Origin of the sequence: Simiduia sp. 21SJ11W-1, from assembly GCF_024138675.1 — a bacterium.
Taxonomy (GTDB): domain Bacteria; phylum Pseudomonadota; class Gammaproteobacteria; order Pseudomonadales; family Cellvibrionaceae; genus Simiduia.
Map to the genome: position 1 here is coordinate 3,548,692 of NZ_CP090959.1, position 25,178 is coordinate 3,573,869.

Sequence of the window (25,178 nt, forward strand, 5' to 3'; positions counted from 1 at the left end):
ACGCGAGCGTAGCGAGTCGAGGCCGACAGGCCGGTTTGATTGCGTTTGTTATGCATCAACATCAAAGATAAGATACCTTAAGTACCAATTCTCAAACATTCTTATAAAGCAAACTCCTGGTGCTGGCTCCGCAGCCTCTTGACAGGTAGAGCCATCGAAGTCTGATCTGAACATAACAGCAGAGACTATACACATTTTCTTTCCGCAAACCGACGAAACGCCGTTTTCTATTACAAACTTTTTGTTGTCACTAGATATGAGAACATTTGCATTTTTGGGTAGGAGTTTTATGTAGTCTTCTTTATCTTGAATATCTACACTTTTCCCATTTTGACTCCTAGACCTAAATCTCGGCGGCACGATATTCCATATATAATCAAACCTATCATCCTGCTGCAGTTTAATATCTAGCGATTTCAGCTGATCAAAATTTTCGATAATCCATTCCTTGAACTCAATTTGTTCTGGATATTCATTAGCATTGACTGCTGCAGAAAATATCAGGGCTATAGATATCTGTAATAGTTTCTTCATTTTGCATAACGCCGGTGGCATGGGCGGCCGCAGCGCAGCGGGGGCCGTCCAGCAGCGATAGCTGCGACATGACCACCCTTGTTAAAACTGCGATCTGCCTAAACATCTACAACGTGCGGTGTGAAGCGGCAGCGTAACCCACACCGAATTAATTTTACCCGCAAGAATGCCACAAACAGGACAACCTGCGAACCTTAATATTAAACCGAAAGAAGCTACAAACTGTACGCCACTACGGACTTAAACGTGGCACGGGGAGAAACTGCGATATTGACGCTGGCACACTCCCTGATGCCGAGTACTAGACTTCATGTGCTCACTTTGATTCTTGCGACTTTCACAAAAACGCAGAGCATTTTAACGCCGGTGGCATGGGCGGCCGCAGCGCAGCGGAGGCCGTCCAGCAGCGCTAGCTGCGACATGACCGCCCTTGTTAAGGATGCGATCTACCAAACTTGCTACAACGTACGTTGTGGAGCGGCAGCGAAACCTTAAACTGATTAATTTTACCCGCAAGAATGCCACAGCTTGGCTACCCTGCGAAACCTAAACTTATGCCGAAAGATGCTGCGAACTACGCACCACTACGGGCTTACTTTTTGGCACTGGGAGAAACTGCGATTTAGACGCGGCACGCTCCCTGAGGCCGGAATTCTATGAAACTGCGTAAAACTTCCTGCCAGGCACTAGCTCGATCAAAATTTTCTAGAGCACCTTAACGCCGGTGGCATGGGCGGCCGCAGCGAAGCGGAGGCCGTCCAGCAGCGATAGCTGCGACATGACCACCCTTGTTAAAACTGCGATCTGCCAAAACATCTACAACGTGTGTTGTGAAGCGGCAGCGTAACCCAAAGCCAATTAATTTTACCCGCAAGAATGCCACAAATAGGACAACCTGCGAACCCACCTATTTAAACGAAAGAAGCTACAAACTGTACGCCACTACGGACTTAAACGTGGCACGGGGAGAAACTGCGATATTGACGCTGGCACACTCCCTGATGCCGAATACTAGACTTCATGTGCTCACTTTGATTCTTGCGACTTTCACAAAAACGCAGAGCATTTTAACGCCCGGTTTAGGGGCGGCCGGAGCGTCAGCGTAGGCCGTCCCAGCCGCGTTTTTTGCGGCGACCCTAGAACCGCTTGTTATGCGCGACCTAGTTACGCACCGCCCTTTGTTAATATTAATTTACTTTTGGCCCACTATTTTTGCACCAACATTGCCACTACCTAGCAGAGCAAGAAAATACACTTAGCAAATGTGAGTATACAACACTCTTTTCTTAGGCTTATCTTTGGTGCCAAGATTTTATTGACTACGAAGTTACTAACAATGGGCTAGCCTAATCAATTCTATTTGTAGCCTTACCCCTTTGAACCACTTCATTTTGATGCCGCGCCAATCATGACTACGGAGTAATTTTTTCGACATCACTCTCAGGATTTCGTTTTTCCGCATAACGCCCGGTTTAGGGGCGGCCGGAGCGTCAGCGTAGGCCGTCCCAGCCGCGTTTTTTTGCGGCGACCCTAGAACCGCTTGTTATGCGCGACCTAGTTACGCACCGCCCTTTGTTTATTTTGCCCAACTTACAGGCCTATATTCCTAAATTAACACTGCCATTTCTTGGCCCAGCAAGAAAAGCCCTTTACTAAAAGTGCGCTTAAAACACAGCATATTCTAAAGCGCGCACTTTGACCGCAAACCCTTCTTGACTACGAAGCTACCAGTGATGGGCACCGCTAACCAATCTTCTTTTCATCAGAACTTCTTGGAGCCACCCCACTTCGATGCCTTGTTGATCATGACTACGAAGTAATTTGTGCTCCATCGTTCTCAGGATTTCGCTTTTCCGCATAACGCCGGTGGCATGGGCGGCCGCAGCGCAGCGGAGGCCGTCCAGCAGCGATAGCTGCGACATGACCACCCTTGTTAAATTTAGTAACTAGATTACACATCGAATGATGATTGCACCAAATAGCCCTAACATACCAACCACATACAGCACTTTTAGTTTGAAAACATATTCTTGCTCAATCAGTTCTTGCAAATGAAATATTGCAGTTGCCCCTAACTGAAGAACTCCAACACCCTTCTTTCTTTTAAGATACAGCATCAGTTGATAGCAGCCTAAACATGCTACCGCGATATATATGAGCAATGTACCGATGACCTGCATAGGAATTTAACGCCGGTGGCAAGGGCGAGCGTCAGCGAGTCCAGCGGCGATAGCCGCGCCTTGACCACCCTTGTTAGTTTCTCTGCCTATATTCACACTCTAACTCCCGTACATGCTCTGATCTTGCAAGGCCTTCTCCACCAGATGTAGAGCATTGGGCACAATATCCAGCCCTTTGTATTGCTTTTTCTATCATCATTCTTGCAACTGGCTTGGTAGCTGATGCCGCCCACTTTTGTAGAGCTAAGGCTCCAAAGTCATGATCTTGTGGCCACGGCAACTTATCTGCGATTGCATTAAATTGTTTAAAGACTTCTTCATTCAGTACCTGTGATTCGGAAATCGTCTTTGCTAGATCTTCGACTTCATTGGTTTCGAAGCCCAGAGCAATCAGTTTCTCTTTAGTAAAATCGTACGTATCCATAAAGAAACTAACGCCTTGCTCATTTGCGCGGCGGTTGTAGTGGATTTTTGTGCAACAATGAGCGTAGCGAATGCACAAAAAGGAGCGCAGAGCGCTGCGTCAAATGGAGCAACTTGTTAGCGCTTTTACCTGATGAATCCATCATAAAGCAACCAGATAAACAACATTACCAATGCGCCAAAAGCGAACCAGTATTTTTTAACTACGGCCTTTTCGTTTACTGCAACCATTGGCAGATACCGCAACTTTAAAAATACCCCAAGCACTAAGATAAACGCGAAAGCAACCAGTGGCAACCAAGTTTTGTTAAGGAAAGAAAAAACAGCAGCAACCGGAAAAAGTACTGTGCCAGCTAAACCTTCGATTGTATTTAAACTAGTGGACATACGAGACGGTTTTCCACACGAAAAACATATAGCCGGATAAAAGTCACTAGCTTTGAACTTTTGCCAAGCACTAATTGTTTTCTCGCTACAATAGGGGCACTGATTCATGATTTCCTTGAGTGCTAACGCCCGGTTTAGGGGCGGCCGGAGCGCCAGCGTAGGCCGTCCCAGCCGCACGTTTTTTGTGCGGCGATTATAACCGCTTGTTATTGAAGCCACCTGCCCCACTTGCTACAACGCACGATGCGAAGCGCCAGCGCAGCTGATGGCAATTAATTTTGGTAAGAATACTTTACCTATGGGCCATTTAAAACCCGCTTAGGGCACACCACATTCAAGGCATGCACGGGATGCAACTACACAGGATTTTATTGGCACGAAGAACGAAACTACGTACTTAGGTACAGCACAATCCTTGATACCGGCATGCCTATTATTGGCACACTGTTGAAATCATTCCCTTACTATCTACTTGTAAAAATGGCTTGGCTCAATAACGCCGCAATTACCGGCTGAAACGAAGTTGTGGATTTTGCGGTAGCGTAGCGATTAACCGCAAAAGGAACAACGCAGTGGAAGTCCGGTAAATTGCCTTGTTATGCACTTTGTTCGACTCTCCATGGAGGATTTAAACGGTTTTCACCAGCCCAAAATAGTTTAATTTTATTACCCGATGGGTCATGCAGCACAGCTTCTCTCCATAGATAATTCATATCCATGGGCTCTTGATCGAACTTAAACCCTTTTTTCTTTAGGCCAAGAACTAACTTATCCAACTCTGTATTCTCAAAGTAGATTGCCGCACCATTTGAATATTGATTTGCTTGGAGAGAAAGGGAAAAAGTGGCTTCACCCTCAGGACATTCAAACCGGGCATAGTGGGGAGTATCTACTATTTGAAGAAATCCCATTCGCCTATAAAAATCTGTTGCCTCTTCCATATTTATTACTGGCAAAGTCACCTGATTCATATTCATACTTTTACTCTTTAGATTGCATAACGCCCGGTTTAGGGGCGGCCGCAGCGCCAGCGTAGGCCGTCCCAGCCGCACGTTTTTTGTGCGGCGATTATAACCGCTTGTTATTGAAGCCACCTGCTCCACTTGCTACAACGCACGATGCGAAGCGCCAGCGCAGCCGATGGCAATTAATTTTGGTAAGAATACTTTACCTATGGGCCATTTAAAACCCGCTTAGGGCACACCACAAACAAGGCATGCACGTGATAGAACTACGGGAACTTTAGTGGCACGAAGAACGAAACTACGTACTTAGGTACAGCACAATCCTTGATGCCGGCATGCCGATTATTGGCACACTGCTGATTTCATTCCCTTATCATCTACTTGTAAAAATGGCTTGGCTCAATAACGCCTGGTTTAGGGGCGGCCGGAGCGAAGCGTAGGCCGTCCCAGCCGCGTCTTTCGCGGCGACCCTAAAACCACTTGTTATGCAAAACGCCTTCTCCCTGAAATTATAAATAAATATACTGCCAAGACTGACAACAATGGAAACCCAAAAAAAAGTATAAATGAAATAATCTTTAGACAAACACTATGCCACTTTGGATTATGATTAAATTCAAAAATACCAACTGATGTGGAAATTAGACCTGGCAATAAAATCAGAATGATCACCAAATGGATTTTGGCAGTAATAGCCAACATGGAGAATACTTTATCTGAACCATAATCAACACCAAATATCATTGCAGCTTGAAACGATGTCACTATCATACTTGATGTATATAGAAACCCCGAAAGTCCTACTATTGTCAATGAAATCAATCCAAATACTATTAATACACTTTCAATTTTCACTTAAATTTCTCTTTGCCTAGGAGTGCATAACGCCCGGTTTAGGGGCGGCCGGAGCGTCAGCGTAGGCCGTCCCAGCCGCACGTTTTTTGTGCGGCGATTATAACCGCTTGTTATTGAAGCCACCTGCCCCACTTGCTACAACGCACGATGCGAAGCGCCAGCGCAGCCGATGGCAATTAATTTTGGTAAGAATACTTTACCTATAGGCCATTTAAAACCCGCTTAGGGCACACCATAAACAAGGCATGCACTTGCCGAAGCTACACAATTTTTGGTGGCACGAAGAACGAAACTACGGACTTAGGTACAGTGCAATCCTTGATACTGGCATGCCGATTGTTGGCACACTGCTGAAATCATTCCCTTACTATCTACTTGTAAAAATGGCCTGGCTCAATAACGCCGCGCTCAGACGCAGCTTACTTTGGGCGCATTTTGCGCGAAAATGGGAGCGACAGCGACCGCGCAAAAGGTGCACAAAGTAAGCTGTCGGCTGCAGTGCTTTGTTATGCGCCGATTTCAACGCGCCAGGGTGGGTTTATCCTATTCTCACCCGCCCAGTACAATTTTATTTTGTTACCAGACGGATCATGAAGAATAGCTTCCCTCCAAAGATACCGCTTGTCAGTTGGAAGTTCATCAAACACAATACCTTTAGCTTCTAATTCTCGAACCCACTCTTCAAGATTCTCATGTTCGAAGTAAATAATGCTTCCGTTTGAAAATTCCTTCTTTTCTAGACTAAGCGAAAATGTTGAACCACCTTCCGGACATTCAAACCGAGCATAGTGTGGAGTATCCACAATTTGAAGAAATCCTATTTTTCGATAAAAATCGGTGGCCGACTCCATATCGCTTACAGGAAGCGTTACCTGATTCAAATTCATGGTTTCATTCCGAATGACGCATAACGCCTCAAACAGGGGCGCGCGTATGCGTGTCCCGGCCCGAAGGGCCCTTGCTGGTTTGACTTGTTATGACTTTTCTTTGTTTGAATTTAAAGTGTAATTAACTTCATTGACTTTCTGCAGCAGACATTCATTCGTTGGAACTGGCACAGGAGAAGCGACTTTAATTACATCTATTAATTTAGTGGGGTCTTCACATGTAACAATTTCATGCTCTAGAATGTCGCCGGCTTTATTTACTTTAATACGAACCGTACACTCCGTTTGGTTATTATCACCCATTATTGCATCCCAGGATTTCCCCAAATGAGTGCCCACATCACCTAGGGCGACCATAAACCCTTCCTTATCGCTGCAGAAAAACATAGCTTCAAATTGCTGAATTTCTGTACCGTCTGCCACAATTATATTGTTTTCCTTTTTTGGCGTTGTCGCATTGCATGCAGACAAAACTAGAACGGCCACTAAGAATCTATATTTCATGTGTCGATTTCCATTGAGTCATAACAGCTTATTCAACGGACGAAGCGCGGATATTTATTTTCTAAAAAATCTGCATTTTCCACGCTGGGTCCCTGTATTTTTGATTATGGCGCGCTATTTTGGCGCCTAATTCATCAGATATTGCTGGCCTGCAGTTTCTGCTGGCAACATATCTCCGGTAGAAGCATTCGAAATATACTTCATAAGCGCTTAAAAAATATAGGCTTTCTATAATCTATCAGGCCATAACCGGTAGAGAAAAATCAGACCAGGCTACTGAAAAACAACAGTTGCGGGATTTAAAAACCCTAATTTCGCGCTGCTATCGAGCCTCACTTACGCTAACTTATCAACGTTTTTTACCATTGCCGCCTTGTGGGAAGGCGATTCGAAAAGCCGCCTCGCTCGCCCCCCTCTTCACCTTCACCGAGCCAATTACTCAGGCCAACAGCCATACCCGCCCAATAGGCCCGCGCGCACTTGCAACGGTAAAGCACGCCGCGCACCGCAGCGAGCACGGCTTAATGCTGCATATTTAAGCCCCCAAGGGTCAACCGCGCGTGCCTCACGCGTCCTATAAATACCCACTTAACTTGACTTAAACGATTAAGCGATTTATTAATACACCTTTTTTGCAGGCAGTCCGCCTGCCTTGATGCAAGGATTTCCAATGGCCAGCTACTTTGAGAAACTGCAGGCGCTGCAGGCGCACGCCCACGCGCCTTACTCCCACTTTCAGGTGGCGGCAATATTGGTGCTGAAAGACGGCACCGAAGTGCGCGGTGTAAACGTAGAGAACGCATCCTTCGGCGGTACTATTTGTGCCGAGCGCTCGGCGTTTGTGAGTGCGGTTTCGCAAACGGGCAAGGTAGATCAATTTGCGGCCATTCATTTGCTGGCGGGCAAGGGCGAACAATTTGTGATGCCCTGCGGTATGTGCCGCCAGGTGATGAGCGAATTTGTGGGCTCAGATTTCCCCGTGTATTTGTACAACACCCAAGGTGCAAGCCGCACGGTTACCATGGGCGAGCTGCTGCCTTTTGCCTTTAGCCAAGCGGACCTTTAGGCACCGTGGCTACCCTAAAAGACATCGCCAAAGAACTGGGCGTATCTGTTGCTACTGTGTCTTATGCGCTCACTGGCCGCGGCTCGGTTAGCCCTGCCATGCGCGAAAAGGTACAGGCCACCGTAGAGCGCCTGGGCTACCAGCCCAATCGTAAGGCGCAGGCTATGCGCACGGGCATTACCCGTTGTATTGGGCTGATTATTCCCGATTTAACCAACCCCTTCTTCCCGCAGCTTGCGCAAAAAATCGAGTTTGAAGCCCGCGCGGCCGGGCTTTCGGTGTTTGTGGTGGATTGCCAAAATCAGGCCGAGCATGAAGATGAAGGCCTGAACCTGATGGAACAGCAGCAGGTAGATGGAGTGATTTGGTGCCCCACGGGCAACCGTTCCACCCAACGTTTGGCACGCCTGCATTGCCCTGTGGTTTTGGTAGACAGGCCACTGCCAGGCTTTGATGCAGTGCATTCCGATTACCATGCAGGCGGGCAATTGCTGGCCCAGCACGCCATTGAGCTTGGCCACAGCAATGTGGGCTTGATTAGCGGGCCGCAAGAAACCGAAAGCGCGCGGTTGCGCCGGGCGGGTTTTCTTGAAGCCGCGCGCGGGCGCATCACAATTGCGTGGGAAGAATCTGTGCCCTTTTCCTCAGAGCTTACGCTAAGCGCACGCGATGCTCTGGCGCGCAATAAGGCAAGCTTGGTGGTAGCCGGTAACGATTTGATTGCTGTGGGCGCGCTGGACGAGCTGCGCAAGCTCGGCAAGCGGGTACCTGAAGATGTTTCACTCATGGGGTTTGACGACATTCCCTGGGCGGCCCTGATTACCCCAACGCTCACCACCATTCGCCAACCCATTGCAGCATTGGCCCATGAGGCGTTGTCTTTATTAACGGCCAAAATGAAAGATCGCACTCGGCCGGTGAGCACCCGCGTGGTAGGCGTTTCGCTGGTACAACGCAATTCCGCCATTAGCGCCAAACGCTAAGGGCGCCACTTAACGCCGCTTTAAATACCCCCTAGCGCAGGCCTTTGCCTGTAGAGCAGAACAAGGAGAGATCATGCGCCTCAACACTATACTGCCCCTGCTGTGTTTACTGGCCTTGCCCGCCTGCGGCAATCCTTCAGACACTGCGGCTTTTAAACCTGCAACAAAATCTGTTGAAAACGGCGCCGAAAAAAGCCTCACAAAACCCTTGCGGCTAGCCAGTTGGAACATTGAGCATCTGGCCGAGCGCGATGGCGAAGGCTGCAAGCCGCGCACCGAAGCAGACTACACCCAGCTGCGCGACTATGCCGCGCGCCTGAATGCCGATGTGGTAGCACTGCAAGAGGTGGAATCCGAGGCGGCACTTGCGCGGGTATTCCCAAAGGATAAATGGCAATTTGTGGTGTCGCCACGGGCGGCCAGCCAAACCTACGAATGCCGGGGCAGCACACAGTTTTCTACCCAGCAGCGCGTAGCATTTGCCATTCGCAAGGGCGTTGAGTTCAGCTACAACCCGCAAGAAAATCTTACCGCACTTGGCCTGAATGAAGATGGCCTGCGACTTGGCCTGGTAATTACCCTCACCCACACGCAACCGGCCACAAAGTTGCTGGCCATTCACGCAAAAAGTGGCTGCTTCATTAACGACTACCAGCGCGAACAAGACAAACGCGCCTGCAAATTATTGGGCCGCCAAGCGCCGGTATTGGATGCCTGGGTAGAGGCGCAGTTGGCCACCAATACGCCCTTTGCCATTTTGGGTGATTTTAACCATCGCTTACTGGCGCCGAACAATCGGCTGTGGCAAGAGCTTTCAAAAGTGGACGGCCAGCCTGCGGCCGTGGTGAACGCCATGAGCGGCTTGCAAAGTTGCCACCCGAAATACAAAGAGCTGATAGACCACATAGTGTTCGGTGGGCCTGCCGCCACGGGCTTTGTGCGTTTTAGTGCGCGCTCGCATAACTATGAGCACACCATGCTTGCAGATCACTGCGCAATCAGCGCTGAACTGCAGCCGGTGCTTTCGCCTGCGGCCGCAGCAACTCAGCCTGTAAGCAGCGCCGTAAAATGGACGCAGCACTCAGTGGAATATGCACTGCTTACCCGCGCACTCTTTGCCAAGGCCCAAGCAAACCTCATGCAAACCCACACAGGCTTCCAAAAACCCTGGGTAGTGTTTATGGATGTGGATGAAACACTATTAGATAACAGCCAATACAACCGCGCGCGCGATGAACAAGGCCTGGGCTTCAGCGCCGCCAGCTGGGCCAGCTGGGTGAGTGCCGAGCAAGCCGGTGAAGTGCCCGGCGCCAAAGCTTTTGCCAACGCCGTGCTGGCAGCCGGTGGCCAACTGGCACTGATTACCAACCGTGAACGAACGCAAGATCACCACACCTGGGCAAACCTTAAGGCACTGGGTTTTAACATCAACCGGCAAAATACCTGCATTCTTGGGCGCACCGCTGAAGACAAACACGCAATTGGCAAACCCGGTATCGCAAACGATAAAGATTTGCGCCGCCAGCAACTACTGGCAGGTAACGCTCACGCCTGTTGGGCAGAAGATGCCAGCGCAAAAGCACACTGGGCCAGGCCGCTGCAGTTGGTGCTGGAAGTGGGCGATAATATTCAGGATTTCAGCCAGCTGCGCCAAGCGACGGCTTCGGCAGAGGCCTTAGCAGAGCGCCAGGGGCGCGACCTATTGCTGTTGCCCAACGCCATGTACGGTTCTTGGTCACACTGAAAAACCAAAGGTTAGCCAGCCTGCTGGTGATTGCAGGCCAAATAATACAGCGGGCAATTGTGTGGTGGCCGTGGGTGTTACCAAAGGTTTAACTGGGCATCTACCAGTGCACTGAAGTCGCTATTGAAAAACGGCAGTATGGCATCGGCCACTGGTTGCAGCTGCCTTTCAAGGTAGTGGGTGTAATCCATAGGCGCCGGCAATGCCAGTGGCTCGCCTTGTGTATCACACACGGGCTCGGGCCCGTTCACGGTAATGCAATAGCTCACCCAATCGCCGCGCCGGGGCCTGTCGCCGCGGGCGGCAAGCTTAATGGCTGCCTGCACATGGGGTGGTCGATTTTTTGCGTAGTCTGCCAATTTTCTACGCAGGCGCTTGCGGTACACCAGCTGCTCATCGCGCTCGCCCGCCAGCAAGCTGGCCACCCAGGCTTGCACCCATTCGCTGTAGGGCTCGCCGTTAAACAGCTTCCAGTAAAGTGCGGTTTGAAACTCACGCGCCAGGGGCGTCCAATCGGTGCGCACACTTTCAAGGCCCTTGAAAATCAGCTGCTGCTCGCCCGCACTGTTTCGCACAATGCCGGCGTAGCGCTTTTTGCTACCCTGTTCAGAGCCGCGAATGGTGGGCATAAAAAATTGCTCGAAGTGGGTTTCAAATTCAATTTCCAGCGCGCTTTGCACGCCGTGGGCATCACGCAGGTGATCAGCCCACCAGCGGTTTAACGAGTGCGCCAAACTTTTGCCCACCTCGGCCGGGCAGCGCTCGGTGCGCTGGGCGTCTACCCACACGAATACCGAATCCGTATCGCCGTAAATCACATCAAAGCCCTGGGCTTCAATCCACACCCTGGAGCGCTGGATGATTTCATGGCCACGCAGGGTAATTGAGCTGCACACCCGAGGGTCGAAAAACCGGCAGCCCTCTGAGCCCAGCACGCCGTAAAAGGAGTTCATAATAATTTTAATGGCGTGCGAAAGCGGTTGATCTTGTGCCTGCTTGGCGGCATCGCGCGCGGCCCACAAGGTTTCAATAATGCCCGGCAATAAATGGCCTTGCTTCACAAAATAGGCGTCGTTAAAGCCCTGCACATGCAACGCCGGGTTGAAGCCCTCGGTACGCGCCAGCCAATAGCCACATGGGTCTATTAAAAAGCTGCGAATAATTGAGGGGTAGAGGCTTTTGAAATCGAGCACCACCACGTTTTGGTAAACCCCGGGGCGCGAATCCATTACCAGCCCGCCAGGGCTGATGACATCTGATTGCACCTCGCCGAGGTTGGGCGCCACAAAACCTGCGCGGTGCAGGCGCGGCAGGTAGGCGTATTCAAAAGCCGCCACCGAGCCACCAATGCGATCAAGCGGCAGGCCCGTCAGGCGCGCGCGGGCCACGGCGAAGTCCAACAGTTTTAGCTTGGCAAAAATATCTGAAACGAGCTGGCAATCTTGCAGGTTGTAGGCGGCAAGGCTGGGTTTATCTTCGCGGTAAAGGCGCAGTATTTCTTCACCACGGTGATTGCCTTCAATCAGCTTGGCCGCGCCCAGCACTTTGCCTGCCACATGGTTTAGGCCGTAGCTGTCGAAGCTGTGGGCGGCAGCCTTTAACAAATCTATGCCATCGAGCGCCACGCGCCCGGCAATGTGCACATAGCGGCGCTCACTCTCGCCGCCTTCTTCACGCCAACGCGGTGCCCGGCCATCGCGGCCAATGGCAAACGGCAGGCGGGCGTTGTCGCAGAATTTTTGCAGCATCCATAAATCAAAGCTCACGAAGTTCCAGCCAATGAGTATGTCTGGGTCTAGCAGCCGCACGGCGCGTAGAAATTTATCCAGACAATCGCGCTCGCTTGAGGCGCCAACGAGTTCAAGTTGTTCATCTGCTGCCGATTGCGCGCCCACCATGTACACCCGGCGCACACCCATGCCCTGCATGCCGATGGAAAACAATTGCTTGCCATCGAGTGAAGTTTCAATATCTACCGAGAGCACGCCAAGGCTCAGGGGGCAGGCCTGTGCGCGGGCAAGGCTTTTGGGTGCAATAAAACCTCGGCTTTGCGGGCCCGGCGTATACGCAAGATCGGCCGTGATAAAGCGCTCCATTAAAAAGCGATCGGCCGGGCGAATGTCGGATTCCCAAAGCCGAATACCCTGCTCGCCCAGGCGCTGCACAGCCTCGCGCTGAATGCGATGCTCGCGGCAATATAGCCCTTGTACAGGTGTGCCCGCGTGGGTTTTTAAGGTGAGGCTTTGCGTGCGCCAGCCGGTAAGACCTGTGAGTGCGCGTGCAACTTGAGGCTCGTCTTCGGCGGCAAAAAAGCAGACGCTTTCAAGGCCTGTAATGCGCAGCGCCCGGGCGCCTTTTGCCGTGTGCAGCCACAGCTCAAGTGCCAGGCCTGCGCGGGTATCGCGCCAATCACGGGTCAATAAAAAGCCCTGCTCACTCGGCAGGGCTTGGGGGGGCTTGTGGATCACAGTTAGCCTTGTGCCAACAGCTCGCGCAAATCGATAATGGCGGCATTGGCCCGTGAAATGTAATTGGCCATCACCAGTGAGTGGTTGGCGAGCATGCCAAAGCCTGAACCGTTCAGCACCATGGGGCTGCCAAGGGGTTCTTGAGTGGCCTCAAGCTCGCGAATAATTTGTTGCAAACTTACCAGCGCATTTTTGTTGTCTAGTACATCGGCAAAATCTATCTCAATGGCTTTCAGTAAATGCAGCAACGCCCAGGAGGTGCCACGGGCTTCATAAAATACGTCGTCTATTTCCCACCAACTGGTTTTCACCACAATTTCACGGGGGGTTGCGGTAGATTGATGGGCCGATGCATCGCCGCCTAAATCGGTATTAATACGCACCTTTTCTACACTTGCCGACAGGCGCTGCGACAAACTGCCAAGGCGTGATTCCACCGAGCGCAACCAGTAGTTGAGGTTATCTGCGCGGGCATAAAACTGGGCGTCAGGTGCCTGATCATCCACAAGCCGTGCCAGGTAGCTTTCAAGCTTGATGATGCCCTCTTGGTATTGGGATTCCGTAGACGGCCACACCCAACTTTTGTGATCGAAATTAAAACGCGGTTCGGCCAGTGTGAGGTCTGCATCTTCGCGCGATTGCGACTGCGAGCGGCTAAAGGCTTCACGCATGGCCTTGCTCATGTCGCGCACCTGAATTAACACGCCGTATTCCCAGCTGGGGATGTTATCCATCCATACACCTGGCGGCATCACATCGTTGCTCAAATAGCCGCCGCGCTTGTTGAGCATGCGCGAGGAAAGCTCAATCAATGTTGCCGTGGTGGTGGCACCTACCACAGGCTTGGCGCGTGGCTCAGCCACCGGCACCCGCTGCTTGGCAACGGCGTTCACATCAAACAGCTCGGGCTCGGTATCAAAATAAAAACCCAGGCCGCCAACAACCAACAGCAGCAGCAATGCAGCGCCTGCAAGCCAGCGCCACAAGGGGTTTTGGGTAGACCAGTCTTCGCGCACATCGGCGCTGTAATCTGCAAGGCTGCGCTTGCGTTGATGCCAGAATTTTTGCAATTTATTCCACGCCATGGGCAGTGGTAACCTCATAATTGATGAACGAAATGTAAGTTTTCATAAATTAGTGATTGTGGTGTTGCATGGCTTGCTTGGGGTTCACTACGCGCGCGCGGGCGCTAACCTTTTCACCATTTGCAAATTGGAATACCACCGGCACTTCGTTGCCTGCCTTGAGCGGCTTGGCCAATTGGAACAACATCACATGAAAACCGCCGGGCGCAAGCTTGACCTCGGCGCGGCCACCTACCTCTACTGCCTCAACGCGGCGCATACGCATCATGCCACCCTCTTCGGTATGCGCGTGCAACTCGGCTTTATCTACGCCTTCAACACTTACACTCACCAGGCGCGTGGGCTTGCGGGTGGTGTTTTCGAGCGTGGCAAACAGCGCAGAGGTATTGGTGCCAGGCACGGTTTCGCGTGCCCACACGTCACTGACGATAATTTCTGCAGCCACCATAGGCGCCCAACAAAGGCCTGCCAATAACCACGTGCGAATGTTCATGTAACCTCCCGGGTTTTCTACTTTTATTATTTGTGCAACTTGCCTGCCGGTAAATCGGGGGCTGGGCGCGCTAACAGGTAGCCCTGGCCTCCATCAAGCCCCAACGCCATGGCCTGGGCCCACTCGGGTTCAGATTCCACCCCTTCGGCCAGCAACAGCATATCGCAACTGTGGGCGATGTGAGCCAAGGATTTTACGAAGAACTGGTTATCCTGACGAGTGTGCAATTGCGCAATAAAACTGCGATCTACTTTCAGGCAATACAATGGCAGGGTTTGCAGGTAGTTAAAGGCACTGCCGGCCACGCCGAAGTGATCCAACGCCACCTGCGTGCCCCACTCGCCCACCTCTTGCACTAAATGGGTAAGCGCCTGGCAGTGGCTCTGCACCACCGACTCACTCACCTCCAAAATAAGATGGCGCGCAAGGTTGGGGTGCTCGGCTAAAAAGCCTTTCAGCCATTCACGGAAACTTGGCAACGCCACCGAGCGCGGCGAGAGGTTAACCGCAAAGGCATGGCTCCCCTGGGCGGGCTGCTCGGCCAAGAGAGTCAGCACGCTTTTATCCAGCGCGTCGGAAAGTGCGAAGCGTTCAACCTGCGGCAAAAAACTGCCCGCGCTTTGCAGCTGGCCGTCGATATCCATGCGCACCAGTACTTCGCTGTGCAGTAGCTCGCGCTCGCGATTGAACACAGGCTGGAAATGCAGCTGTAACAGGCCTTCATCAATAATGCCGCGCAATAGGTTGCGCCACTCACCCGCCGGGCGCTCGGCCCGACTGTGCTGCAGGCCCAGGTGCCAGTTCGCATCGGCCTGATGCTGGGCCGTGCGCAGGGCGGCATCGGCACGACTTAACAGCTGGCTATCGAGGGTTACGCTGGTTTCATGTACGGCGCCCAAGTGAAAGGGCATGGGGCCATCGGGCCAGCTGATGGCCGCAAGCTCACTCATGAGCTGCTCGCACAAGGCCTCTGTTTGCAGCCTGTCTATGCCCGGCACGAAGATACAGAAATCGGCACCCGAGCGGCGTGAAACAATGGCCCCGGGCGTTGCCAGCAAGATGGGCTTGAGGGTGTTGGCGATGGTTGCCAGCAACCGGTCGCCCGCTTCGCGCCCAAGCTTTTGGTTGTATTGCTCAAGCTGCGACACCTGCCCCAACAGCAAGGCACCCTCACCGCCACCCTGTTCCGATTTTATAAAAGCTTCCAGGCGGGCATCGAAATCCAGCCGATTAGAAAGCCCGGTAACGGGATCTACATGGGAGGCGCGGTGCAGCGATTCAGTGAGTTCAATTTGCTCGCTGAACATATCGCGTATTTTGGCCACCATGCGGTTCATGGCCTGCACCATGCTGCGCAATTCTTTAGCGCGCGGCTCGCGCTGCTGCTCAGGGAATTCGCGCCGGCAAATGGCCTCTGCCTGGCGCTCGATTTTTTTCAAGGGGCGCAACAAAAAGTGCAAGCTCACCCCGGCCATGCCGTAGGCCAGCACGGCGGTGAAGGCAAACAGCCAGAGCTGCTCGGTAAACACACGCCACAAATCTCTATAGGCAAGGCCCGTGTGGCTCACCACCTGAATTTTGCCCAGCCGAAACCAGCCATGAATCACTTCAGACTCGCCCCGTGGGCTTGGAATATGAATAAGATCAACAAACCACTGCGGCACCTCACCTGCCTGCAGGGCGGTTTCACGCACCACCACGGGCTCGCCTTCAAGGGTGCTGTAGCTGATGCGCTGGTAGTAACCGCGATCAAAAATCACATCCACCATTGAGCCAATGAGGGCTGCATCTTTTTCTTGGGCTGCCTGGGAAATACTGAACCCCAGCGCTGTGGCGGTATCTTGCGCGTGCACCTGCATCTGCTCGAAAAAGTGGGTGCGCGCGTTGTACACGCTGACGGTCATACTGCCGGCCAGTAGCAGCACCACCAGCAGGGTAATCGCTAAAACCAATTGACGCAGTAAACTCACACAGACTCCTTATGTGTTGTGCCCACCAGTGCGCACCGCCCAGTTCCCTGCGGGCGAGAATGACACAGATGGCAGTGGGGCGCCTTAACCTGGCACCACCCTACCAGAATAGCAGCCGGGAGCCTCTCGCCACGGGTTGGGCGGGCAGTATTTCCCGGCGACCTGAAGGCTCAGGCAGAACCTGGCACGCGAATAATGCGCGGCGTGGCAGAAAGGCCCGTTGAGGCGCTGAAAAACACCTCAGGCTTGGCGCGCTTGAGCTGCTGATACACCCAGCGGGCCTCGGCATCGGTGCGGGTATAAATCACAATGCGCTCGCCGCTGCTCGCAAGTTCCACGGCCAGTTTTTGCAGATTTTTCGCTAGCGCCTCCTGCCGTTCAGACAGGGCGCGGGCATCCAGCTCCATGACACTGGCTTTACCCAGCGCCAGTAGCCACTGCTCTTGCTGAACCAATGATTGGCGCAGCGCACGCGCGGGCTGGTTTTCCGGGTTCAGCTCAATGGCGCGATCCAACAAGGTATAGGCACGTTCGACGTTGCCACGGCTCAGGGCTGCGTTAGCAAGCCCCACAAAGCGGCGGTCTGCCAGTGCCAGGCCCTTGAGCGCCCGCCGGTTGTTTGGGTCTAGCTTTAGCGCCTTGCGGTACAGCTGCACGGCGCTGTTGCGCCAGGGGCGGCTCAGCTGATCATCGGCCAGCGCCCGATCGGCCATGGCAATGTATTCACGCGCCTGCGCCTTGGGCTCTGTGCTCACGGGCACGAAGGTAGCCGGGCGAATTCGCTCACTCACCTGGCTGCAAGCCGCCGTGGCCAACACTGCGCCCAACACCATTGCCGCCACCAGCGTGCGGCGTAAACCTCTTGACAGGAATCGGTAGAAACCGTGCTTTTCAACCCTTAGCAAAACCACTCCACAATTGTTACTTGCACATGAACAAGGCAGTAACCTACCACCTTTAAAAAGCCGACAATGATGCGTTAAATCGCAAAATATCGCCGTCAATCGTCAAATCAGCCCCAGTGCACGGATTTGGTGTACACCGGATGTTACCCTTGGCAGTTGCGCCGCCGCTTAGCGGCTATGCGCTTCGATTTACGGTTACACTCACATCACCAAGACCACAGCCGCGAGCTCTATTTATGCCCACCGCCAGAAAACGCGCACAGTTTGCCCCATCCACCGTATCAGTGCCAAGCATTGGCGCCCTGCTGTTGCTGGCGTTAGTGCTGTGCCAGAACGCCTTTGGCCAGTTCGCTAACACCAGCGGGCTCAGCCAAACCGCCGAATTCCTGCCGGTGGAAGAGGCCTACCAAAGCCTGCCCGAGGTCACCGCCGAAGGCCTGGCCGTGCAGTGGCGCATCAGCCCTGGCTACTACCTCTACCAAGAGCGCTTTAAGATTGCGGTGGAGCAAAACGGCGAGCGCCGAGCGCTCAGCGCCAGCTGGCCCGCGGGCAAGCGCAAATACGACGACTACTTCGAACGCGAACTGGAAGTGTTTTACAACCAGGTGGGCGTGAGCCTGCCCGAGGCGGCACTCGATACCCGGCAAGATTTCACCTTGCATCTGGAATCCCAGGGCTGCGCCGATTTAGGGCTTTGCTACCCGCCGCGCAACCAGCGCTTTGCCTACGACGCCCCAAGCCAAACCTTCACAGAACTGGAACCCCTGCCACCACAGGCGGCAAGCGCACCGGCAGCAAGCTCCACCGAGCTTGCCGCCCCCAACACCAGCTGGCTGGTGGCCGTGCTGCTGGCCATGGTGGGCGGTGCGATTTTGAATCTGATGCCCTGCGTGTTCCCGGTGCTTTCTATCAAGGCCTTAAGCCTTGCCAACAGCGGTGAAGATGCCAGCCACCGCCGCCTGCACGGCTGGGCCTACACGGCGGGTGTAGTGCTCTCGTTTGTGGCCATTGCCGGTGCCCTGCTGCTGGTACGCGCCGGTGGCGAGGCCGTAGGCTGGGGCTTCCAGCTGCAATCGCCCGCGCTGGTGCTGGGCCTTGTGTACCTGTTTTTTATATTGGCCATGGCGCTCTTGGGGATGCTGGAGCTGGGCGCAAACCTCTCCAACATCGGCAGCGGGCTGGCCGCCAAGGGCGGGCTTAAGGGTTCGTTTTTCACCGGCACCCTGGCCACCCTGGTGGCCAGCCCCTGCACGGCACCTTTTATGGGTACCGCGCTCGGCTACGCCATGACCCAGCCCGCGGCGGCTAGCCTCTCTGTATTTGCAGCCCTGGGCCTTGGCATGGCGCTGCCGTTTTTGGCGCTCACCTACCTGCCAAACCTGCACCGCTGGCTGCCCAAGCCCGGGGCCTGGATGGAAACCTTTAAAGAGGTGCTGGCCTTCCCGCTGCTGCTTACCGGCATCTGGCTGTTGTGGGTGCTGGGCCGCCAAACCAGCGTCGACCAGCTCACCCTGGCGCTGTGCGGTTTGCTCTCGCTCGGCTTTGGGCTGTGGGCATGGCGCCGGGGCGGCACCTTTGCGCGCCTGGTGGCAGTGGCGGCCGTGGCGCTGGCGCTGTATTTGCCCTCAAGCCTGTCAAGCGATGAGCAAGACGGCGGCTGGGAGCCCTACAGCGCGGCCAGCTGGGAAACGCTACGCGCCCGCGGCCAGCCGGTGTTTGTGAATGTGACCGCCGACTGGTGCCTCACCTGCCTTGCCAATGAAAAGCTGGTGTTCAGCAAGCGCGACACCCAAATTGAAATTGCCGATGCCGACCTGCTGCTGGTAAAAGCCGACTGGACCAAATACAACCCGGAAATCACCGCCCTGCTGGCGCGCTACCAACGCAACGGTGTGCCTTTGTATCTGATGTTCCCGGCAGACCCGAATGCCGAGCCCGAAATTTTGCCGCAAATTCTTACGCCCGACATCTTCATGGGCGCACTGGCGCGCGCCACCGAGCAGGATTAACACCAATTTGCCGAACTTGCCGCACAATCGCGGCCAGTTCGGCAACTTTGCGCAAAACGGCCCGCTTCTTTCCCCAAAATACCCTATTAACCCGCAAACATGTCGCTATCGTGCCAGGCGCGCCAGCCTGGCAGCAGTTAAAACAAGCGTTTTGATGCTAACTTCTGCGAACTGGCGGCTAAATTTCCAGAAATCTACATTTCAGCCCCACAACCGTGGACATAGAGTCACAATTGCGGCAAACTCGCGCACTACTTCATGTCGGCTATCCTGTTTTGGGATTTTTGACGACGTTCCACCATTGTTCGCAGCTTGATGAGGTGAAAACCCCACAATGGCAACCATTCTGGTGTTACACGGCCCGAACCTGAACCTGCTGGGCACCCGCGAGCCGGATGTTTACGGCGCCACCACACTTGCCGATATCAACCAGCGGCTCACCGAGCGCTGCCTGTCCAATGGCCACCACCTGCAGGCGCTGCAAAGCAATGCCGAGTACGAGCTGATTGAACGCATTCACGACGCCAAGCGCGAGCAAGTGGATTTTATTTTGTTTAACCCGGCAGCATTTACCCACACCAGCATCGCGCTGCGCGATGCCCTGTTGGCCGTGGATATTCCCTTCATCGAAGTGCACCTATCCAATGTGCACAAGCGCGAAAGTTTTAGACACCACTCCTACTTCTCTGATGTAGCAGTGGGCGTTATCTGTGGGCTGGGAGCCCAGGGTTACGAGCTGGCACTGGAAGCCGCACTAAATCACCTAGCTAATTAGCTTTACCTTAAACGACTAAAAAAGCCGTAAGGCCCAACACAAAGTGAGAGTGTGATGGATATTCGAAAAATTAAAAAATTGATTGAGCTGCTGGAAGAATCCGACATCGGCGAAATCGAAATTAAAGAGGGTGAGGAATCCGTACGCATCAGCCGTGGCAGCAGCCACCAGCCGGTGATGCCCATGCAATACAGCATGCAAGCGCCCGCACCCGCAGCGCCCGCGGCTGCCCCCGTTGCCGCACCCGCGGCCGACGCGCCCAAGGCCGAAGCCAGCGTCAACGGCCACGCCGTTACCTCGCCCATGGTGGGCACCTTCTACCGCGCAGCAAGCCCGGGTTCAGAGCCCTTCATTGAAGTGGGCAAGCACGTGAAACCCGGCGATGTGATTTGCATCATCGAAGCCATGAAGATGATGAACCAGATCGAAGCCGACAAGGCCGGTGTTATTGAAGCTATTTTGGTGGAAGACGGCGAGCCCGTTGAATTTGATCAGCCACTAGTCACCATCGTTTAACGGCCGCTGGCACACACACGACTGACTAGCAGGAGTTGGTTCATGTTTGAAAAAATTCTGATCGCAAACCGTGGCGAAATTGCGCTGCGGGTGTTGCGCGCTTGTAAAGAGCTGGGCATTAAAACCGTTGCGGTGCACTCAAAGGTAGACCGCGACCTGAAACACGTGCGCCTGGCCGACGAAACCGTTTGCATTGGCCCGAACCCGTCGCCCCAAAGCTACCTGAATATTCCGGCCATTATTTCGGCCATGGAAATTACCGATTCAGTAGCGGTGCACCCGGGCTATGGCTTCCTGGCTGAAAACGCCGACTTTGCCGAGCAAGTTCAAAAGAGTGGCTTTGTATTCATCGGCCCGGATCCGGATGTTATCCGCATGATGGGTGACAAGGTGTCTGCCATTGCCGCCATGAAAAAAGCCGGCGTGCCCACCGTGCCCGGCTCCGACGGCCCACTGCCCGACGACCGCGAAGAGTGCATGGCCATTGCCAAACGCATTGGCTACCCGGTAATCATCAAAGCCGCCGCCGGTGGTGGTGGCCGCGGTATGCGCGTGGTGCACACAGAGGCCGCCCTGATTAACTCCATTCAGGTAACAAAATCAGAGGCCAAAGGCGCTTTTGGTGATGCCACCGTATACATGGAGAAGTTCCTCACCAATCCGCGCCACGTGGAAATCCAGGTGATGTCTGACGGCCAGGGTAACGCCATTCACTTGGGTGATCGCGATTGTTCACTGCAGCGCCGCCACCAAAAGGTGCTTGAAGAAGCACCGGCGCCCGGCATTCCCGATGACGTGCGCGCCGAAGTACAGGCCTCTTGTGTGAAGGCCTGTGTAGACATCGGCTACCGCGGCGCCGGCACCTTTGAGTTCCTGTATGAAGACGGCCGTTTCTACTTTATTGAAATGAACACCCGTATTCAGGTGGAGCACCCGGTTACAGAAATGGTGACAGGTGTAGACCTCATCAAGGAACAAATCAGCGTATGCGCGGGCAACAAGTTGTCGCTCAAGCAAGAAGACATCGTCATTAAAGGCCACTCCTTCGAGTGCCGCGTGAACGCCGAAGATCCAAAGACGTTCATGCCCTGCCCGGGTAAGGTAAACACCTTCCACTGCCCGGGCGGCTTGGGTGTGCGGGTAGATTCGCACATTTACGGCGGCTACACGGTGCCACCTAACTACGATTCGATGATTGCCAAAATCATCACCTACGGCGACACCCGTGAAATTGCCCTGAGCCGCATGCGCAACGCGCTCGATGAAGTGGTAATTGATGGCATTCGCACCAACATCCCGCTACAAAAAGACCTGGTACGCGATGAAGCCTTCCGCAAGGGCGGCGTTAACATCCACTACCTTGAGAAGAAGCTGGGCGAAAGCCACTAAGCATTAAGCTCCATTAAAAGCCCCGCTTGCGGGGCTTTTTTGTGCTTGCACGGGGGATATTGCCGCCCCCTTCGTCATACAAACGACCCCTTAAATACCCCCAATAGAGCGAGAAGCCCATGATCAGACTATTGAGCGCAGGCCTGCTTGGCCTGTTTGCCCTGATGGCAACCGCCGCGCCCCTAGACCCGGCGCAGGATTACCACAGCGTCTCTAACCCGCACCAGGTGCGCACCACTCACCTGGATTTAGACCTCACGGTAGATTTCACCAAGCGCGAGCTGGCCGGCCACGTGATCTTCGATTTTGAGCGCCTGGACACTAACGCCCGCGAGCTGGTGCTCGACACCCGCGACATCACCGTGATTGCTACCAGCGCGCGCATTGACGGCAAGTGGCAGAAAACCGGCTTCAAGCTCGGCAAGCTCGACCCGGCCATGGGCCAACCGCTGCGTATCGCCCTGCCGCCTGCGGCCGACAAAATCAAAGTGCAATACCGCACAAGCCCCCAGGCCTCTGGCCTGCAGTGGCTAACGCCCGTGCAAACCGCCGGCAAAAAGCACCCCTTTCTGTTTACCCAGGCCCAGGCCATTCACGCGCGCAGTTTTATTCCCCTGCAAGACACCCCACAAGTGCGCACTACCTACACTGCCACCCTGCGCACACCCAAGGCATTGCGCGCGGTGATGAGCGCCGAGAACACCCCCAACGCCCCCAAAACCGGCGTGTACACCTTCAAAATGCCCCAGGCGATTCCCTCTTACCTGATTGCCCTGGCAGTGGGCGATTTGGAATTTAAAGCCATGGGCGAGCGCACTGGCGTCTATGCCGAGCCCTCCATGGTGGAAAGTGCCGTGGCCGAGTTTGAAGACACAGAGGCCATGTTAATTGCCACGGAAAAAGCCTACGGCCCCTACAGCTGGGGCCGCTATGACCTGCTGATTCTGCCACCAAGCTTCCCCTTTGGCGGCATGGAAAACCCGCGCTTGAGCTTCATTACCCCAACGGTAATTGCCGGCGATAAAAGCCTGGTGTCGCTCATTGCCCACGAGCTTGCGCACTCCTGGTCTGGCAATACCGTTACCAACGCCACCTGGCGCGACCTCTGGCTGAACGAGGGGCACACCACCTACCTCACCTACCGGATTATGGAAATCATCTACGGCACAGACCGCTTCAACATGGAAAGCGTGCTGGGCTACCAGGATTTGGTAGCAGACCTAAAAGATTTGCCCAAGCCCTACCAGCAGCTGGCCATTGATTTGCGCGGCAAAGACCCAGACGACGCCTTCAGTGATGTGCCCTATGAAAAAGGCGCACTGCTGCTCAAAGAGCTGGAAGACAAAGTAGGCCGCGAAGCCTTTGATGCCTACCTCAAGCAATACATTGCCGATTTTGAATTCAAAAGCCTCACCACCGAACAGTGGCTGGCCTATGTAGACAAACACCTGGTGAGCAAGTACCCCAAGCAAGTCTCCATGGCGCGCATTAAGCAGTGGGTATATGAAGCGGGCATTCCCGAGGGTGCGCCCATGCCGCAATCCGATGCGTTCACCAAGGTGGACAACCAGCGCGATCAATGGCTGGCCGGCGAGTTACCGGCGGCGAAGATTGATGTAAAAGACTGGACGGTGCATCAGTGGTTGTATTTTTTGAACAACCTGCCGCTGGAGCTCAGCCTTGATCAAATGCGCGCCCTTGATGACCAGTTCAACCTCACCGCCAGCCGCAACAATGAAATTGCCCACAGCTGGTTGCTGATTGCCATTCGTAACGGCTATGAACCCGCCTATCAACGGCTGGAGGATTACCTGGTACACATTGGCCGCCGCAAGCTGATCACGCCCCTGTACAAGGCGCTGATGCACACCGACAGCGGGGCTGCCTTTGCCAAGCGCATCTACAAGGTTGCGCGCCCGGGATATCACCCGCTGGCCCAAGGCACCATGGATGCCATCGTTCAGCCCTAGCGGCAATGGATGATGCGCGGGCGCTGAGAGCGGGCGCTAAGGCATCTACACAAAGTCGGTTTAGCCCTGTGTCAGGGCTAAACCACGGGCAACCGCAGCAATGGGCGCCCGAATAGCACGCATAAAAAAAGCAGGCCTAAGCCTGCTTTTTTTATGCTCGCGGCGATTAGATCGCTACGATGTTCTCAGCCTGTGGGCCTTTCTGGCCTTGGGTCACAGTGAACTGAACCGCTTGGCCTTCGGCCAGGGTTTTGAAGCCTGAGCCAGAGATAGCGCTGAAGTGTGCGAACACATCTGGGCCAGACGCTTGCTCGATAAAGCCAAAGCCTTTGGATTCGTTAAACCATTTTACGGTGCCGGTTACGGTATTAGACATACGGATAATTCCTGTAGTTCGTGTAAATGTGCCTGCTAGAGGCGTTATAGCTGAAAATAAAGTCTGGAATCTAGCAACTACAGGACGAAAATCTGCCGTGCGGCATCGAAATGAAGTGTATCAACAAGAGGCTTACTTTTTTGCTACCGGTGAAGTTATAGACAAGCCCTTGCAATGTCAACGCTTTTTTACGGCCAAGTACGCAAGCTCTGCCATATTCAGCCATAGATGCGGCTTTAATCTGCAACCCGCCCGGGCGTTCGCGGGTACAATTAGCCAACAGCGATCTGCCCGCACCAACGGTGGGGCACCCTATAAACACCAATCACTCACTCAAAAACCCTAAAGGACACACCATGCCCTGGCTACTACTCATCATTGCGGGTGTTTTTGAAATTGTATGGGCTGTGGGCCTTAAGCAAACCGAGGGCTTCACGCGCCTGTGGCCAAGTGTGATCACCTTGGCGGCCATGCTGTTAAGCTTCGGCTGCCTGGCACTGGCACTCAAGGCAATCCCCATAGGCAATGCCTACGCCATCTGGACGGGCATTGGTGCGGTGGGCGTCGCCATTGTAGGCATAGTGTGGTTTGGCGAATCGGCAGACCTCAAAAGGCTTGCCTGCATCGCTTTGATTGTACTGGGCATTGCGGGGTTAAAACTGCTAAGCCCCGAATCACCCACCTAACCCCAGTT

22 protein-coding genes are annotated in these 25,178 nt (G+C 53.8%); 9 read left to right on the top strand and 13 right to left on the bottom strand.

All coding sequences use genetic code 11. From position 1 onward, the window contains the following. Positions 1-48 precede the first annotated feature (48 nt). The 7 genes from L1F30_RS15635 to L1F30_RS15665 all read right to left on the bottom strand — a co-directional run bounded on the left by L1F30_RS15635 (position 49) and on the right by L1F30_RS15665 (position 6,735). Positions 49-534, bottom strand: coding sequence for a hypothetical protein (locus tag L1F30_RS15635; RefSeq protein WP_253357642.1), 486 nt, complete (start codon positions 532-534; stop codon positions 49-51). A 2,253-nt stretch (positions 535-2,787) separates the two neighbouring features. Continuing rightward, positions 2,788-3,138, bottom strand: a complete 351-nt coding sequence (locus L1F30_RS15640) for a hypothetical protein (protein ID WP_253357644.1) — start codon at positions 3,136-3,138, stop codon at positions 2,788-2,790. A 125-nt stretch (positions 3,139-3,263) separates the two neighbouring features. Further along, complete coding sequence (locus L1F30_RS15645) at positions 3,264-3,524, bottom strand: hypothetical protein (protein WP_253357646.1); 261 nt, start codon at positions 3,522-3,524, stop codon at positions 3,264-3,266. Between the two features lie 596 nt (positions 3,525-4,120). Continuing rightward, on the bottom strand, positions 4,121-4,501 hold the full coding sequence (locus tag L1F30_RS15650) for a VOC family protein (protein WP_253357648.1): 381 nt from the start codon (positions 4,499-4,501) through the stop codon (positions 4,121-4,123). A 471-nt stretch (positions 4,502-4,972) separates the two neighbouring features. Then, positions 4,973-5,344, bottom strand: a complete 372-nt coding sequence (locus tag L1F30_RS15655; protein WP_253357650.1) for a hypothetical protein — start codon at positions 5,342-5,344, stop codon at positions 4,973-4,975. A gap of 506 nt (positions 5,345-5,850) precedes the next feature. After that, positions 5,851-6,231, bottom strand: coding sequence for a VOC family protein (locus L1F30_RS15660; RefSeq protein ID WP_253357652.1), 381 nt, complete (start codon positions 6,229-6,231; stop codon positions 5,851-5,853). Between the two features lie 87 nt (positions 6,232-6,318). After that, positions 6,319-6,735 (bottom strand): hypothetical protein, encoded by a 417-nt coding sequence (locus L1F30_RS15665; protein WP_253357654.1) that lies wholly within the window; start codon positions 6,733-6,735, stop codon positions 6,319-6,321. Positions 6,736-7,405: 670 nt separating this feature from the next. Between L1F30_RS15665 and cdd the strand changes: the two genes are divergently transcribed. The 3 genes from cdd (at position 7,406) to L1F30_RS15680 (ending at position 10,528) form a co-directional block, all read left to right on the top strand. Beyond that, on the top strand, positions 7,406-7,801 hold the full coding sequence (gene cdd, locus L1F30_RS15670; protein ID WP_253357656.1) for a cytidine deaminase: 396 nt from the start codon (positions 7,406-7,408) through the stop codon (positions 7,799-7,801). A gap of 5 nt (positions 7,802-7,806) precedes the next feature. Further along, entirely contained in the window at positions 7,807-8,784 is a 978-nt protein-coding gene (locus L1F30_RS15675) for a LacI family DNA-binding transcriptional regulator (protein WP_253357658.1), read from the top strand. Between the two features lie 73 nt (positions 8,785-8,857). Then, on the top strand, positions 8,858-10,528 hold the full coding sequence (locus L1F30_RS15680) for an HAD family acid phosphatase (protein ID WP_253357660.1): 1,671 nt from the start codon (positions 8,858-8,860) through the stop codon (positions 10,526-10,528). Between the two features lie 77 nt (positions 10,529-10,605). On the opposite strand, the gene L1F30_RS15685 is transcribed toward L1F30_RS15680, so the two are convergent. The 5 genes from L1F30_RS15685 to L1F30_RS15705 all read right to left on the bottom strand — a co-directional run bounded on the left by L1F30_RS15685 (position 10,606) and on the right by L1F30_RS15705 (position 17,449). Then, a complete protein-coding gene (locus tag L1F30_RS15685; protein ID WP_253357662.1) occupies positions 10,606-12,996 on the bottom strand; it encodes a DNA polymerase II in 2,391 nt (796 codons plus the stop codon). A gap of 2 nt (positions 12,997-12,998) precedes the next feature. Next, positions 12,999-14,081 (bottom strand): DUF2333 family protein, encoded by a 1,083-nt coding sequence (locus tag L1F30_RS15690; RefSeq protein ID WP_253357664.1) that lies wholly within the window; start codon positions 14,079-14,081, stop codon positions 12,999-13,001. A gap of 49 nt (positions 14,082-14,130) precedes the next feature. After that, positions 14,131-14,574, bottom strand: coding sequence for a copper chaperone PCu(A)C (locus L1F30_RS15695; RefSeq protein ID WP_253357666.1), 444 nt, complete (start codon positions 14,572-14,574; stop codon positions 14,131-14,133). A 26-nt stretch (positions 14,575-14,600) separates the two neighbouring features. Next, positions 14,601-16,544, bottom strand: a complete 1,944-nt coding sequence (locus L1F30_RS15700) for an EAL domain-containing protein (protein ID WP_253357668.1) — start codon at positions 16,542-16,544, stop codon at positions 14,601-14,603. Positions 16,545-16,714: 170 nt separating this feature from the next. Then, positions 16,715-17,449 carry a tetratricopeptide repeat protein gene (locus L1F30_RS15705; protein ID WP_253357670.1) on the bottom strand — a complete coding sequence of 245 codons (735 nt, stop codon included), beginning with the start codon at positions 17,447-17,449 and terminating at the stop codon, positions 16,715-16,717. A 236-nt stretch (positions 17,450-17,685) separates the two neighbouring features. Between L1F30_RS15705 and L1F30_RS15710 the strand changes: the two genes are divergently transcribed. The 5 genes from L1F30_RS15710 (at position 17,686) to L1F30_RS15730 (ending at position 24,108) form a co-directional block, all read left to right on the top strand. Further along, positions 17,686-19,458, top strand: coding sequence for a protein-disulfide reductase DsbD (locus L1F30_RS15710; protein ID WP_253357672.1), 1,773 nt, complete (start codon positions 17,686-17,688; stop codon positions 19,456-19,458). A 334-nt stretch (positions 19,459-19,792) separates the two neighbouring features. Further along, entirely contained in the window at positions 19,793-20,233 is a 441-nt protein-coding gene (gene aroQ / locus L1F30_RS15715) for a type II 3-dehydroquinate dehydratase (RefSeq protein ID WP_253357674.1), read from the top strand. Between the two features lie 54 nt (positions 20,234-20,287). Next, on the top strand, positions 20,288-20,749 hold the full coding sequence (gene accB, locus L1F30_RS15720; RefSeq protein WP_253357676.1) for an acetyl-CoA carboxylase biotin carboxyl carrier protein: 462 nt from the start codon (positions 20,288-20,290) through the stop codon (positions 20,747-20,749). 42 nt (positions 20,750-20,791) lie between these two features. After that, positions 20,792-22,138, top strand: a complete 1,347-nt coding sequence (gene accC / locus L1F30_RS15725) for an acetyl-CoA carboxylase biotin carboxylase subunit (RefSeq protein WP_253357678.1) — start codon at positions 20,792-20,794, stop codon at positions 22,136-22,138. A gap of 119 nt (positions 22,139-22,257) precedes the next feature. Further along, a complete protein-coding gene (locus L1F30_RS15730) occupies positions 22,258-24,108 on the top strand; it encodes a M1 family metallopeptidase (RefSeq protein ID WP_253357680.1) in 1,851 nt (616 codons plus the stop codon). 166 nt (positions 24,109-24,274) lie between these two features. On the opposite strand, the gene L1F30_RS15735 is transcribed toward L1F30_RS15730, so the two are convergent. Beyond that, a complete protein-coding gene (locus tag L1F30_RS15735) occupies positions 24,275-24,484 on the bottom strand; it encodes a cold-shock protein (RefSeq protein WP_253357682.1) in 210 nt (69 codons plus the stop codon). Between the two features lie 356 nt (positions 24,485-24,840). Between L1F30_RS15735 and sugE the strand changes: the two genes are divergently transcribed. Beyond that, positions 24,841-25,170 carry a quaternary ammonium compound efflux SMR transporter SugE gene (gene sugE, locus L1F30_RS15740; RefSeq protein ID WP_253357684.1) on the top strand — a complete coding sequence of 110 codons (330 nt, stop codon included), beginning with the start codon at positions 24,841-24,843 and terminating at the stop codon, positions 25,168-25,170. Positions 25,171-25,178 lie beyond the last annotated feature (8 nt).

Bases quoted from the DNA above. Each gene is read 5' to 3' on its own strand.
- L1F30_RS15735 (WP_253357682.1), bottom strand. From the start codon at position 24,484: ATGTCTAATACCGTAACCGGCACCGTAAAATGGTTTAACGAATCCAAA.
- L1F30_RS15710 (WP_253357672.1), top strand. From the start codon at position 17,686: ATGCCCACCGCCAGAAAACGCGCACAGTTTGCCCCATCCACCGTATCA.
- L1F30_RS15695 (WP_253357666.1), bottom strand. From the start codon at position 14,574: ATGAACATTCGCACGTGGTTATTGGCAGGCCTTTGTTGGGCGCCTATG.
- L1F30_RS15635 (WP_253357642.1), bottom strand. From the start codon at position 534: ATGAAGAAACTATTACAGATATCTATAGCCCTGATATTTTCTGCAGCA.
- aroQ (WP_253357674.1), top strand. From the start codon at position 19,793: ATGGCAACCATTCTGGTGTTACACGGCCCGAACCTGAACCTGCTGGGC.
- accC (WP_253357678.1), top strand. From the start codon at position 20,792: ATGTTTGAAAAAATTCTGATCGCAAACCGTGGCGAAATTGCGCTGCGG.
- L1F30_RS15665 (WP_253357654.1), bottom strand. From the start codon at position 6,735: ATGAAATATAGATTCTTAGTGGCCGTTCTAGTTTTGTCTGCATGCAAT.
- L1F30_RS15730 (WP_253357680.1), top strand. From the start codon at position 22,258: ATGATCAGACTATTGAGCGCAGGCCTGCTTGGCCTGTTTGCCCTGATG.
- sugE (WP_253357684.1), top strand. From the start codon at position 24,841: ATGCCCTGGCTACTACTCATCATTGCGGGTGTTTTTGAAATTGTATGG.
- L1F30_RS15680 (WP_253357660.1), top strand. From the start codon at position 8,858: ATGCGCCTCAACACTATACTGCCCCTGCTGTGTTTACTGGCCTTGCCC.
- L1F30_RS15645 (WP_253357646.1), bottom strand. From the start codon at position 3,524: ATGTCCACTAGTTTAAATACAATCGAAGGTTTAGCTGGCACAGTACTT.
- cdd (WP_253357656.1), top strand. From the start codon at position 7,406: ATGGCCAGCTACTTTGAGAAACTGCAGGCGCTGCAGGCGCACGCCCAC.
- L1F30_RS15660 (WP_253357652.1), bottom strand. From the start codon at position 6,231: ATGAATTTGAATCAGGTAACGCTTCCTGTAAGCGATATGGAGTCGGCC.
- accB (WP_253357676.1), top strand. From the start codon at position 20,288: ATGGATATTCGAAAAATTAAAAAATTGATTGAGCTGCTGGAAGAATCC.
- L1F30_RS15690 (WP_253357664.1), bottom strand. From the start codon at position 14,081: ATGGCGTGGAATAAATTGCAAAAATTCTGGCATCAACGCAAGCGCAGC.
- L1F30_RS15640 (WP_253357644.1), bottom strand. From the start codon at position 3,138: ATGGATACGTACGATTTTACTAAAGAGAAACTGATTGCTCTGGGCTTC.
- L1F30_RS15650 (WP_253357648.1), bottom strand. From the start codon at position 4,501: ATGAATATGAATCAGGTGACTTTGCCAGTAATAAATATGGAAGAGGCA.